The organism is Hymenobacter jejuensis (assembly GCF_006337165.1).
GTDB lineage: Bacteria > Bacteroidota > Bacteroidia > Cytophagales > Hymenobacteraceae > Hymenobacter > Hymenobacter jejuensis.
In genome coordinates, this window is the sequence record NZ_CP040896.1 from 4,194,708 (window position 1) to 4,208,304 (window position 13,597).

General features: G+C 57.0%; 10 protein-coding genes. 7 read left to right on the plus strand and 3 right to left on the minus strand.

What is annotated here, in order from left to right; genetic code table 11:
- The first annotated feature begins 4 nt into the window (after positions 1-4).
- The 3 genes from FHG12_RS17230 (at position 5) to FHG12_RS17240 (ending at position 4,616) form a co-directional block, all read left to right on the plus strand.
- Complete coding sequence (locus FHG12_RS17230) at positions 5-1,336, plus strand: FAD-dependent oxidoreductase (protein WP_139516902.1); 1,332 nt, start codon at positions 5-7, stop codon at positions 1,334-1,336.
- 180 nt (positions 1,337-1,516) lie between these two features.
- Positions 1,517-2,914, plus strand: coding sequence for an NAD-dependent dihydropyrimidine dehydrogenase subunit PreA (gene preA / locus FHG12_RS17235; protein WP_139516903.1), 1,398 nt, complete (start codon positions 1,517-1,519; stop codon positions 2,912-2,914).
- Positions 2,915-3,092: 178 nt separating this feature from the next.
- Positions 3,093-4,616, plus strand: a complete 1,524-nt coding sequence (locus tag FHG12_RS17240; protein ID WP_139516904.1) for an NCS1 family nucleobase:cation symporter-1 — start codon at positions 3,093-3,095, stop codon at positions 4,614-4,616.
- Positions 4,617-4,693: 77 nt separating this feature from the next.
- On the opposite strand, the gene FHG12_RS17245 is transcribed toward FHG12_RS17240, so the two are convergent.
- Positions 4,694-6,892, minus strand: coding sequence for a penicillin acylase family protein (locus tag FHG12_RS17245; RefSeq protein ID WP_139516905.1), 2,199 nt, complete (start codon positions 6,890-6,892; stop codon positions 4,694-4,696).
- Positions 6,893-7,180: 288 nt separating this feature from the next.
- Between FHG12_RS17245 and FHG12_RS17250 the strand changes: the two genes are divergently transcribed.
- Together FHG12_RS17250 and FHG12_RS17255 are read left to right on the plus strand one after the other, a co-directional pair.
- Positions 7,181-7,471, plus strand: coding sequence for a YciI family protein (locus FHG12_RS17250; RefSeq protein ID WP_139516906.1), 291 nt, complete (start codon positions 7,181-7,183; stop codon positions 7,469-7,471).
- 36 nt (positions 7,472-7,507) lie between these two features.
- On the plus strand, positions 7,508-8,755 hold the full coding sequence (locus FHG12_RS17255) for a cysteine desulfurase-like protein (RefSeq protein WP_139516907.1): 1,248 nt from the start codon (positions 7,508-7,510) through the stop codon (positions 8,753-8,755).
- Between the two features lie 136 nt (positions 8,756-8,891).
- Here the strand turns inward: FHG12_RS17255 and FHG12_RS17260 are convergent, their stop codons facing one another.
- Positions 8,892-9,518, minus strand: coding sequence for a superoxide dismutase (locus FHG12_RS17260; RefSeq protein ID WP_230471383.1), 627 nt, complete (start codon positions 9,516-9,518; stop codon positions 8,892-8,894).
- 258 nt (positions 9,519-9,776) lie between these two features.
- Positions 9,777-10,901 (minus strand): MBL fold metallo-hydrolase, encoded by a 1,125-nt coding sequence (locus tag FHG12_RS17265; protein WP_139516909.1) that lies wholly within the window; start codon positions 10,899-10,901, stop codon positions 9,777-9,779.
- A 477-nt stretch (positions 10,902-11,378) separates the two neighbouring features.
- Between FHG12_RS17265 and FHG12_RS17270 the strand changes: the two genes are divergently transcribed.
- On the plus strand, positions 11,379-11,768 hold the full coding sequence (locus FHG12_RS17270; protein WP_139516910.1) for a hypothetical protein: 390 nt from the start codon (positions 11,379-11,381) through the stop codon (positions 11,766-11,768).
- A gap of 17 nt (positions 11,769-11,785) precedes the next feature.
- A complete protein-coding gene (locus tag FHG12_RS17275) occupies positions 11,786-13,402 on the plus strand; it encodes an FAD-binding protein (RefSeq protein WP_139516911.1) in 1,617 nt (538 codons plus the stop codon).
- The last annotated feature ends 195 nt before the right edge of the window (positions 13,403-13,597 follow it).

Below are 13,597 nucleotides of genomic sequence, written 5' to 3' on the forward strand. Positions count from 1 at the left end.
CGCCATGGCCGAGTACCTTCCCCCAACCACCGAACAAGAATTCCACGCGAACTTCGCTCAGATCAAGCCCCGAATGAATAACACCGAGGCGCTGTACGAAAGCTCGCGGTGCCTGTTTTGCTTCGACGCGCCCTGCATCAAAGCCTGCCCAACAGGCATCGACATTCCGCAGTTTATTCGGCAGATCAACACGGGCAACGTCACGGGCGCGGCCCTCACGATCTACGAGGCGAATTACTTCGGGAATGCCTGCGGCAAAGTATGCCCGACGGAGGTGCTTTGTGAAGGAGCGTGCGTATATAACTTGCAGGATGTGAAGCCGATAGAGATCGGGCGGTTGCAGAGCTTTGCCACCCGGCAGGTGATCGAAAGCGACCGCAAGCTGTTTGGTCCGGGCCTCACAAACGGGCGAAAAGTAGCCGTGATTGGGGCCGGTCCGGCGGGTATTTCCTGCGCCTGCGAACTCCGGGCTTTGGGCTACGAGGTAGATGTGTTTGAAGCCAGATCACAGCCTTCGGGCCTGACGGTGTACGGGGTGGCTCCTTACAAAATCACCAACGAAGAGGTCCTGGCCGAGATGGCGTATTTGCAGGCGCAGTTTGGCTACCGGGTACAGTACAATTCGCCCATTACGACCCGGGAAGACTTGCAGGCCTTGGAAGAAGCCTACGACGCCATTTTCCTGGGCATCGGTTTGGGCAAAACCAACGCTTTATTGCTGCCCGGTGAGGAGCGCGAAAATTGCGTGGGCGCGGTAGAATTTATCGAGCAGCTCCGTCAGCACCACCACCGGGTAGCCGTCGGCCGAAAAGTAATCGTATTGGGCGGCGGCAACACAGCCATGGATGCCGCCTCGGAATCGTCACGCCTGGGGGCGGAAAATGTAATTCTGGCCTACCGGCGCGGCAAAGAAGAGATGGGCGCGTACGATTTTGAATACGACCTGGCCAAGAGCGTCGGCGTGAAAGGGCTGTTCAATGTGGCGCCGGTCGAAATCGTAGGCAACGGCAAGGTAGAAGGCGTAAAATTCATCCGTACGGCCACCGTCGACGGGCAAGTGCAAATCGTGCCCGGCAGCGAATTTGTGGAGCCTTGCGACATGGTCATCAAAGCAACCGGGCAAGCCAAACAAACCCACTTCCTGAGTTATATACCTGGTTTGCAAGTAGATAGCAAGGGGCGTGTCGTTGCTGACGCGTACACCGGCCAAACCACCAACCCCAAATATTTCGCCTCCGGCGACGCCCGCAACGGTGGCGCCGAAGTAGTAAACGCCGCCGCCGAAGCCAAAGTAGCCGCCCGCGGCATTCACACTTATCTGACCAGTACAAACTAGAGTTAGAGAACTAAAGTCCCCTCCTTTTTAAGGAGGGGTGGCCGCAGGCCGGGGTGGTAAACGGCGTTGTTTAGTCGAACATCAACTAGCTCTAGTTTTCTAACGCTAGCGGAACCACCCTCAACCCCTCCTTTCAACAAGGAGGGGAGCTAGTTTTCTGATTGTAATTACGATACTCATATGCCGGACCTATCCATAAATTTTGCTGGAATCAAGTCGCCGAATCCCTTCTGGCTGGCCTCGGCGCCACCCACCAACTCGGGCTATCAAGTGATGAAAGCCTTTGACGCCGGGTGGGGCGGGGCAGTGTGGAAGACGTTGGGCGTGCCGGTCGTGAACGTGTCGAGCCGTTACGGCAGCGTCAATTATCGCGACAAGCGCATGATTGGCTTCAACAACATTGAGCTGATTTCAGACCGCCCCTTGGCCGACAACCTGCGCGAGATTGAGGAAGTGAAAAAATACTTCCCCAACCACGCCGTCATTGCTTCCCTGATGGTGCAGAGCCGCGCAGAATGGCATCAGATTGTGCGCGACGTCACCAATGCTGGCTCCGACGGCATTGAGCTGAACTTTGGCTGTCCGCACGGCATGTGCGAGCGGGGCATGGGGTCGGCAGTGGGGCAGGAGCCCGAGGTACTCCGAACCATTGTGGAATGGGTAATGGAAGTAGCCCAGATTCCGGTGATTGTGAAGCTGACGCCTAACATCTCCGACATTACCGAGCCGGCTCGGGCCGCGCGTCTAGGTGGTGCGGACGCTATTTCGCTCATCAACACCATTCAGAGCATTGTGGGCGTCGATCTGGATAAGTTTGCGCCTTACCCAATCGTGGATGGGAAAGGCACAAACGGCGGCTACTGCGGCCCCGCCGTAAAACCCATCGCCCTGAATATGATTAAGAACTGCGCCCAAGACCCGGAGGTGCGCCTGCCGATTTCGGGCATCGGAGGCATCGAAAATTGGCGCGACGCTGTGGAGCACATCTTGCTGGGTGCCAGTTCAGTACAAGTGTGCACGGCGGCCATGCACTTCGGGTTCGGCATCATCCGCGAAATGACCGCCGGCTTGGAGCAATACATGACGGAGAAGGGCTTTCACACCATCTACGACATGGTCGGGAAGGCGCTGCCCAACGTGCTGCATTGGGAAGAGCTGAACCTGAAGTACAAGGTGACGGCCAATATTCACGAAGACAAGTGCATCGGTTGTCAGCTGTGCTACACGGCCTGCGAAGACGGCGCGCACCAAGCCATTGCCCTGCGCGAAGGCACCCGCGTGCCCGAAATCATCGAGGAAAACTGCGTGGGCTGCAACCTTTGCTCGCTGGTGTGCCCCGTGGAAAACTGCATCACGATGGAGCGCACCGACAGCGGCACCGAGCACCTGACCTGGAAAGAGCGCACCGAGGCTGAAACCATCCCGACGACTTTCAACGACGACCGCGCCGGGGGCCTGCACCATTGGGTGCCCGAACCCACGGCGGCGCTCGGCAAAGAAAAGCACAAGACATTGCCCGGAAAGGCCCGCCAGTTAGGCAACCCCGCCCCGGCTACCGATGTAGTGAACGAGTCTTAGATTCGATAATTATTTGGTTATCAAGAATATATAATAGAGCTAAAGCGTCATGCAGAGCGCAGCGAAGCATGACGACCTGAAAATTGTTTTGCTAGATTGTAATCACGTTTAGTGTATTGTGTAAACATCAATAAATCAAAGAGTTGTAGCCTAGGTTCATCTTCATAACTGCTCCCGTATGGAAACGACACAGGAAGTAGCAGCCAGCCAGCCGAACACGGGCCTGATAAGCGAGGACCTCGCCCCGGTTTCCCTCCCCAAACGCACCTGGGATACCTGGAATTACGCCGCGCTCTGGATCAGCATGAGCTTGTGCATCCCGACGTACATGTTGGCCAGTTCCCTGATCGAAGGAGGCATGAACTGGTGGCAGGCGATCCTGACTATCTTCCTGGGTAACAGCATTGTACTGGCCCCTATGATCCTAAACGGGCGAGCGGGCGCCACGTACGGCATTCCGTTTCCGGTGTTTGCAAGGGCTAGTTTTGGCGTGCGCGGCGCCAACGTGCCGGCCATGTTGCGCGCCATCATTGCCTGCGGGTGGTTTGGCATCCAGACCTGGATTGGCGGTTACGCGCTCTACCAGATGGCCCGGCTTTGGGTTCCGGCTTTGGACAGCCTGCCGGCTGTTTTTCCGGCTTCCTGGTCGTTGGAAACCGGGCCGGCGGTCATGTTTTTGCTGTTTTGGCTACTCAATATGTACGTGGTGTACTTGGGTGTCGACAGCATCAAAAAGCTGCTGGTTTTCAAGGCGTTCTTCCTGCCTTTTGCCGCTCTGGCCTTGCTACTGTGGGCCATAAGCGCGGGGCACGGCTTGGGGCCCATTCTGGCGCAGCCGTCAAAGTTCAAATCGTCAGCCGAGTTCTGGACGTTCTTCTTCCCGTCGCTGACCGGCATGGTTGGCTTTTGGGCTACGCTATCGCTTAATATTCCGGACTTTACGCGCTACGCCAAAAGTCAACGCGCGCAGGTAGTGGGCCAAGCCTTGGGCCTGCCGCTGCCCATGACGCTGTTCGCCTTTGTAGGCGTGGTCGTAACCTCCGCTACCTTCATTATCTACGGCAAAACCATCTGGGATCCGGTCGTGCTGGCTGGCCGCTTCGACAGCAAGCTGCTGGTGAGCCTCGCCATGATTGCCGTGGCGCTCTCGACCCTGGCCACCAACATTGCCGCCAACATCGTAAGCCCCGCCAATGATTTTGCGAACCTTTCGCCCGCGCGAATCAGCTTCAAAGTCGGAGGCTACATCACCGGCGTCATCGGCGTCCTGATTTTCCCGTGGAAGCTCATTGCCGATCCCTCGGGGTACATTTTTACCTGGCTGGTGGGCTATTCGGGGTTGCTAGGCCCGATTGGCGGCATCATGATCGCGGACTATTACTTCATCCGGAAGCAGCAACTCCACGTTCAGGAGCTTTACCAGTATACGGGTCGCTACGCCTATCGCAACGGGTTCAATACCAGTGCGTTGCTGGCGTTGGTGATTGGCATTCTGCCCAATATACCGGGCTTCCTGACCACCGTGGGCGCCGTGCCTAAAGAAGCAGTCTGGCCCTGGCTGGTATCGCTTTACAGCTACGCCTGGTTTGTCGGGTTCTTTATTTCCGGCGTTTCGTACCTGCTCATGATGAGCAAGCAGCGCAGAGCCATCAACCAAAGCATGAGTTTTCCGAGCGAAGAATATCAGATTAGCATCACCTAATTGAAAAACGGCCCTACATATAAATTATTGTCAATCAATAACTTATATGTAGGGCCGTTTCCTTTTACCCCCAGTACTTACTCGCCAGGGTGATAAGTTTTTTCGGCGTGCTGGCGAACGTCTTCGGGGTAAAACAGCACGTCTTTGAAGTTCTCTTCACAATACAGCGCGGCTTGGTCGGTGAAGTGAGGCGAGCTAGGATCGCTGCTTTCGCCGCCGGTGAGTACCGAGCGCGCTTTGAGGCGCGGTCCAAATTCGACGACGGCAATGAAACTGTTGCCAATGTTGCCGTACCGCTTCTTGGTGCCCGGATACGTCTGCGCCCCGAACGCCGCTAAGGAGCCCCATTTCGACGACGTAAACGCCACCGGAATGCTCGGCTTCTGGTCGTCGTACACTTCGTCGATGTTGCCGGTAAGGCGCTGAAAGCGATTGACTTCGCCCCACGCCGTTTTCCAAGTACCGAAGTCCCGCGTGAGTTCTTCAAGGGTTTCGGCCAGCGCCGTGAGTTTTTCCTGGGGCGTGGTATGCTGAATGGTGAACGCTGTAAACGTCAGGTAATCAAAGGGTTGATCGGCCGGCACGCGGCTGCGCGCCAGCCGCTGAATGCGCTCGCCCCAATAAATTGCAAGGGTCTGGGCCACGGAGGTTTTGCTATAGCACCGGTCCCAGGCGCGCAACACCTCAACGGCTTCTTTCACCTCTTGCGATTGCGTAGTCGCCACGCCAGGCGTGGAGTTATAGGCCATCACCAAAGCCGGAATCATCTCTTCAAACCCAGCCAGATACGGATCTTTGGCCGCCGCAATCAGGGTGTCGAGCGTAAATAGTTTTTTGCGACTCAGCACCCGCACGGCGTTGATGCCGCGGTAGTTTTCCGCGTCGGGCGCCATGTAGGCCGGGAAGCGCTCCTTCTGCGGGCTGCTGGGGCCAGACACAGTGAAGGGCGTCGAGTTGCAGTTCTGAATCCAGCCGCTGGCCGGGTTGTGCACCTGCACCAACTCCTCAACTTTGTGCAACCCCTGCCATTCGGTTTTAGGGTTGCTGCCATCGACAGGGCGGCTCCAGTCAAATTTAGGGTCGCGCTTGGGGATGAAGTTGCCGTGCCAATAGGCAATGTTGCCCTTGCTGTCGGCAAAAACGGTGTTGTTGGACGCGTTGCCGTTGAGCCTCATCACCTCTTTGAAGCTGGCGTAATCGGTGGCTTTGGTGCGCAGGTACGATTGCTCCAGGGCTTCCAGCGGCGTGTCCATCATGCGCACCGTCACCCATTTAGTGTCAGATTCCTGGCCCACCACCGGGCCATGATGCGTGCGGTACGTAGTGAACTCCTTGCGTACCAGTTGGTTGCCTTGCTTATACGGCAGCGAGATTTTCTGCACCTGCACGGGCCGCAGCTTCTTGCCATACTTGTAATAGTACTTGCCGTCTTTCTGCTCGATGGTTTCCAAGTACTCGTCCATCGAGTCGGAGTAGCTGGAGGTGTGCATCCAGCCACAATTTTGGTTAAAGCCCTGGTAGACAAAGAATTGCCCCCAGGTAACGGCGCCGTAGGCGTTGAGGCCGTTTTCGCTCGTTACCTGCACTTCGGGCCGGAAATAGAACGACGTATGCGGGTTGATTAACAGCAGGGCGTGGCCACTAGCGCTTTTGGCGGGGGCAATGGCAAACCCGTTGGAGCCCACCGGTTCGCGGTCTTGCTTCTCAAAATCGGGCCGCACCCACGACGTCGATTTCCGTTGGCCGTAAAAGGCTTTCACTCGCTCCAGCGGCACCACGCTGATGTTGCCGCCGATGCTGCCTTCGCTGAACATGAGCGGCATCCAGGGCTGGAAGCGCCGAAGCAGCTTGGGCTTCACGGTAGGGTGCGTGTAGAGGTAGTAGTTGGTGCCGTCGGCGAAGGCGTTGAGCAGCTGCTTCATCCAGACCGGGCTTTTTTTGTAAATGCTGATGGCCTGCGTGCTATCGAGAAAAAGGCGGGCGCGCAGATCGCTGTACAGGGCGGCCTCGCCCTGCACTTCGGCCAAGCGACCGATGTTGGTGAGGTAGTTGTCCTCGACGCGGGCAAAATCGTCTTCGCACTGCGCATATAGCAGCCCAAACACTGCGTCGGCGTCGGTTTTGCCGTAGATGTGCGGCACGCCCCAGTTGTCGCGCACGATGTTTACTTGCTTGGCCTGCTGCTGCCAGCGGGCGATTTCGTCGGGTTGGAATGCCTGCGCTTGGGCGCCGAAACCGGGCAGAACCAGCAGCAAAGCAAAAAGGAGTCGCATCATTTCAGGAAGGTAAGAAGACTGGGCGGCGGGTGTGGGCGGCAGTGAGCGTTTAAACCCTGTGTTTATAAGTATTTGGTTGTGAATTACTTATGAAAATGGAGTTTATAGCCACTTTTGCCTGTCAACGTAAAAGTATCACGCGCCGGCAAAAAGCCATTCGGCCGGCTGTGGGCAACGTGCTACCTAACGCACCCACAAGCAGATGGCCAAAGAACATTTCGGGGAAAGTAGGGCAAGTTCGAGACACTGCATACCTTATGGGCCAAATTTCCTTCTTTCTTCTTCCGCATGAACCAGTACCTGATTACGGCCTACGATTATACCGACGACAAAGCGCTCGAACGCCGCATGGCCGCCCGAACCGAGCATCTGACCCGCGCTAGCAAACTCAAAGCCGACGGCACGTTGGTGGTAGGTGGCGCCATTCTCAGCCCCGAAGGTCAAATGATTGGTTCTATGATGCTTATGCAATTCGAGTCGGCCGATGGGCTGGAAGCTTGGAAGCAGGACGAGCCCTACCTGCTGCAAAAAGTGTGGGAGAAAGTGACGATTGAGCCCTTCCGCTCGGCTCAGTTGTAAGCCTTTCGCATCCGCTTTGGTATAACCACTTTTTGCATGTCTTCTTTCCCAATTGACGCCGTCCGGGCCGCCTTTCCTGCGTTGCAGCAGCGCCTTGAGCATAAGCCTTTTATCTTCTTCGATGGCCCCGGCGGCACCCAAATGGCTCAGCCGGCCATCGAGGCGATGGTGGGCTACATCCGGGGCGGCATGGCCAACCTGCACGGCACGTTTGCGACCAGCCGCGCCACCGACGAAGTGCTTCTGGAAGGCCGGCGCGCCATCGCCGATCTGCTGAATTGCCAGCCCGAAGAAGTGGCTTTTGGGCAAAACATGACTTCGTTGGCCTTTGCCATTGCGCGCAGTTTGGGCTCCTGTATTCAGGCCGGGGATGAGATCATCGTCACTGAACTTGACCACCGAGCCAACGTCGATCCGTGGGTGACGCTAGCTAGGGATCGCGGCGCGGTGGTTAAGTTTCTGCCCGTAAACGCGGATACGTACACGCTGGAAATAAGCCAGTTAGATGAATTGATTACGGCGAAAACCAAGCTCGTGGCCGTCAGTATGTCGTCGAACGTAACGGGCACCGTGACGCCCGTGGAGCAGGTAATTCGGCGGGCAAAAGCCGTCAACGCCATGGTGGTGCTGGATGCCGTGCACGCCGTGCCGCACTTCCCGATCGACTTTCGAGTCTTGGGCGCCGATGTGCTGTTTTGCTCGGCCTACAAGTTTTTCGGGCCGCATGTGGGCATCGCGGTGGTCTCGGCCGCGTTATTCGAGAACCTGCCGGTCTATAAGCTGGCTCCGGCCCCCACCAACATCCCCGATAAGCTCGAAACCGGCACCCAAAACCACGAAGCCATCGCCGGCCTGATCGGGGCCATAGATTTTATTCAAACCTTGGGGCAAGGTGCCACCCGCAAGGAGCGCCTGCGCAGCGCCATGCAGGCCGTTGAAGAACGCGAACAGGAGCAAGCGCAGCAGCTGGAAGAGTTTCTGCTAGGTATTCCGCAGGTGCGCCTGTACCGCGCCCCGGCCGGCACGCGCAAAACGCCCACACTGGCTTTCACGCTGGATCAGGTGAACTCGCGCGAGGCAGCGGCTTGGTTTGCAGATACTTACAACATGTGTATCGCCGATGGTCATTTCTACGCTTCTACCTTAGCTGAGAAAATGCACGTCAACGCGATGGGCGGCTGGATTCGGTTGGGCCTCGCCCCTTACAACACAGACGAAGAAATTGAGCTGTTCAAAACGGCCTTGCTGACGTTTGTTGAAAAGCATTGTCAATCAGCAAGATAGAATAGCCAAAAAGCTACAAGCCCCAGCGGGGCGGCACCCCAACTCGTATAGAATTGAGGTGCCGCCCCGCTGGGGCTTGTGGTAATGGTCTATGTCATAACTATTTGATTATAAAATAGTTATGACATTAGTCCGTCTAGCCTTTTTTAGCAGCTTCGTAGCGTTTGCCTACTTCCGACCAGTTGACGACGTTCCAGAAAGCCTTCACATAGTCGGGGCGCTTGTTCTGGTATTTGAGGTAGTAGGCGTGTTCCCACACGTCGAGGCCCAGGATGGGCGTACCGTGCTGAATGCCTGCGATATCCATCAGCGGATTGTCTTGGTTGGGAGTCGAAGAGATGAACAGCTTGCCTTGCTTATCGACGCTCAGCCACGCCCAACCCGACCCGAACCGACCGACGCCGGCCTTCGAAAATTCATCCTGAAACTTCTCAAACGAGCCGAAAGTGCTGGTCAGATCCGTTGCCAAGGTGCCGGTGGGCTGTCCGCCTCCTTTGGCCGCCAGCAGTTGCCAAAACAACGAGTGATTCCAGTGGCCGCCCGCGTTGTTGCGGATTGCATCCGGCTGCTTGCTGGCCGAAGCGAGCAGGTCGGCCAGCGGCATTTTTTCCTGCGGTTTGCCCGCTACGGCTTCGTTAAGCTTCGAAACGTACGTCTTGTGGTGCGCGTCGTGGTGGATTTCCATGGTGCGCGCGTCGATGTGCGGTTCCAGAGCATTGAACGCGTAGGGCAGCGGCGGCAACGTAAAGGGGCCGTCGGCCATGGGCGTGGCCCGCGCTTCGGCCAAGAACCGCTCGTCGCGAGCATGAGCCAGCAGCGCCGGGCTTACTAAGCCACTGATAGCCAGCAACAGGCCTTTCTGCAAAAAATCACGTTTGTTCATAAGACTAATGAATAAAGTGGGAGAGAAGTAAGCGGAACTGCGTTTGCGCTTATGCAAATGAAGCGGTTTCTACGGATTGACGTTTTCAAACGCATGTATAGCGCTTGAGTATGTAGACTACATGAAATATTTGGGGCATTACTGCCACCAGGTGGCCTGCGGCAGCGGCCCGGCTCCGAGCGTGACGGGCTGGCCGAGCTCCGGGGTAGTAATGGGCTGGCGCAGGCGCGTGGCCTCGGCCGTTGCCCGCCGGACGGGGTCGTTCCAGGCATGATGGGCTTCGGTGAAGGCGCCCCAATGAACCGGCATAAACACCCGCGCTCGCACATCAAGCGCTGCCTGCACCGTTTGCTCGGGCAGCATATGAATCTGGCTCCACTGGGCGTCGTATTGTCCGCATTCCAGCAGGGCCAGGTCGAAGGGGCCGTATTGGGCGCCGATGGCTTGAAAATGCGGCCCGTAGCCGCCGTCGCCGCTGTAAAATATGCGTTTCGTGGCCGATTTGATCACCCAAGAGCTCCAGGAAGTGGAGTTGCGGTTGGTCAGGCCGCGCCCCGAAAAATGGCGGGCCGGCATGCTCACGATGGTTAGGTTGGGCAGCTTCACCGAGTCGCGCCAGTCCATTTCCGTTACGCGCGCCGGCTCCACGCCCCAAGCCAGCAAATGCGCGCCTACGCCCAATGGCACGTAGAAATGGCCGACTTTATCCTTGATCCGACGGATGGTCTGGTAGTCGAGGTGGTCGTAGTGATCGTGCGAAATCAGCACTGCGTCAATGCGCGGAAGCTGCTCGGCCGTAATAGCCAGCTCCGGGTTGTAGCGCTTGGGCGTGACCCACGGCAGCGGCCCCATTTTTACGCTCAGCATGGGGTCAAGCAGGATGTTCTGCCCCTCTATTTCTACCAGACTGGCGGAGTGACCAAACCACGTAACGCGCACCAAATCAAGTGTCTTTTTGGTAATAGTAAGTGGGTCAAGCCGTTGCATTGGCAGTGGCTTGGCGGGGTTGGTGTTGGGCTCCTTCTTGAACAAGAAACGCCAAAGCGCCGAGAACGTGCTGCCGCCCGTCATGAGGGTGGTGGGGACCAAATTCTGAAATTCGCCGTCGCGGTAATGGCCGGATTTGGCGTAGGCGGCCCGCTGGACTTTGGTGGGTTTGCCGCCCAGCTCCGGGCTCAGGTTGGCGAAGGCCACACCCGCAACCAGTAGCAGCGCAACGATGCTAGCTAGCAAGCGGCCAATCACTTTCAAAGGTTTGCTCATGCTTATTTAGGCGAAGAAATCAGTAGGGGTAGGGACAGCGGCTTGCGGCCTTGGAGAAAAACACAACAGCGAAAAGCACCAAATGACTATCGTTTCCTTGTGGTTATTTTGAAATAATCAAATAAAAATTTATACTATTATAATTCGGAGCGCTTGATTATTATATAGGGAAACTATATATTTATTCTATACCTGACGCTGTGCCGGTAAAAGCATCCCGCGATAGACTGACACAGAAATACGCGTTCGCATTCGGAAAGCGGCATTTTCTCAAATGGGCTTCCTAGCACCGCTGCCCGCACTTAGTTGCATCTAAAGAAGATTTCGACGACTCGCCACAATGCCTCCGCTATGGGGCGGCGTGGTGATCAAACAAGTACCCCAGGCGCCGGATCGGGCAACGCGGCACCTTCGCTGGTGCGTCGAATTGTAACCTCCGAGGATCGTGTCAGCAGAAGAATGCTTTTTGATAAGGATATGCAAGTATTTGGTAATGAAACAGTTGTATTCTGTAAAGTAAAACCTGCACTGTTGCTGCTGGTGGTTGGGCTGAATGCGGGCTGCATTACCAACCGCATCACCACCATCCAAGACGATTGCGACTCGCCGGCCGCCACTACGCGCACAGATACCGTGCGCACGGCCTATTTCTGGGGCCTGCGGCAGCCCACCGATTTCAAGCCGCCCTGCGATGACCGGTTCAACCACCTCAACAGCGTGACGGTGAAAACCACGTTTGGCTACTACCTGCTGGCCACGGTTACGCTGGGCATTGTAGTAAAACAGCGCATGTCGTGGTGCTGCGCGCCGTTTCACCCGGAGCCCGGCGTCATCGGCTCGCCACCGCCGCCTCCCAAAACGCCCTAATTTCCACCGCTTGGCTCATGGCACTTCCCAACGGAATTTTCGCGGCGCCGATGACTTTGCTCCCCAATCGGCACCAGAATTTTGAGCAACCCGTCATTTCCTCGGCTTGCTTCAAGCTGCGTATCCCGACGGGCATGCCCGTCGGGCAGGAGAGCTACCACCAAACGACGGCTAACTTCCAGTGGCTCATCACCTACGGCATCACCCACAAGGTGCGGCTGCGGGCCATGGGCAGTAACTGGTCGTTTGCGAAAGTGGCCGTCACCAACGGCGGCATTGTGGACACGGCTGCGCTGCACCAGTCGTTTGGGGTGGCCGAATCGATGGTGGCGCCGAAGTATATTCAGGCCGGTGGAAAGGTTGATAATCTGTGGTTTACGGAGTGCGGCAACAACGTCATCAGCCTGGAGCGTGACCTGGAAAAACGCGGCAAATCGCTGCGCGCCTCCGGAGCTAGCAACGGGCAGACCATTGCCGGGGCCACCTCCACGGGCACGCACGGCGCGGGCTTCGAGGTAGGCGCCGTGCACGATACCGTGGTGGGCCTGCATTTGGTGTGCGGCCCCGATCGTCACGTCTGGCTCGAACGAGAGTCGTACCCGGTGGCCTCCGACGCTTTCACGGAGTGGCTCGGTGTGACGGAAGTGCACCGCAGCGACGCCTTGTTTAACGCGGCCATCATCAGCTTTGGCAGCTTTGGCTTTATTCACGGGCTGCTGCTGGAAGTGTCGGACAAGTTTCTGCTCGAAGACTACAGCTCCAAGCGGGTGCCCTACAACGTAGGCCTGAAACAAGCCATGACGCGGCTCGACTTCAGCGGCCTGAAAAACGTGCTGGGCCTGCCTACGCCCACCGATACGCAGAAACCCTGGCACTTTCAGCTCATCGTCAACCCGCACCAGTTCGACGCCAACATGGGCAACCCGACCCGTGGCGCTTACGTGCGCATTCTATACCATACGCCTTACCGGCCTATTTACCCGCATCGGCCGCCCCCCAAACCGGGTTTTACTTACGGCGACGACACGATGGGCATCATCCAGACGGTGCTCGACAAACTGGGCGCGGTGGCGCCGCTACTGGTGCCGGCCATGGTCAATAAGCTCTACCCGCTGGCCCTCGACGACACCAACGGCGTGGCGGGCACCATGAGCGAAACGTTTAGCAACACCAATATTCGGGGCAAAGCCGCCAGCGCCGCTATTGGCATTGCCGCTGCCGATAGTCCGCGCGTGCTGGAAGAAATCGTGGATCTGAACTCCAAAACGCCTTTTCCGGGTATTCTGGGCCTGCGCTACGTGAAAGGAACGGCTGCGACGTTGGGCTTTACGCGCTTTCCGATCACGTGCGTGCTCGAGCTGGATGGCATCGAGGCCAAGCTGACGCGCGACTTCTTCGAGCGCATCTGGAACCGGCTCGAAATCCTGGGCATCTCTTACACGCTGCATTGGGGCAAGCTCAACTTCAACCTGACCGCGCCCCGCTTACGGCGCATGTACGGCAACGCCGCCGTGGACAGCTGGTTGCAGGCGCGGCGCGTGCTTCTGGATGCACCCACCCGCGAAGTTTTCACCAACGGTTTCATGGAGAGCTGCGGCCTGGCCGACGCCGTCCGTGATGTCGCTCCTGTTTGACGTAAAAAATGCAAGTCCTTAGTAATCAAATAGTTAATAATAAGATAGTATGTAAAAACCTCTTTATTGAATTGAGTGTCAGCGCTTTTCGACGGAAAACTTATGCGAAATACCTTGTCGCTTCAAAGCAGCATCTCCCGACGCAGCATGCTGCCCGCGGTGGTGAGTGCATGTATAATGTTGTGTTTAAGCTGG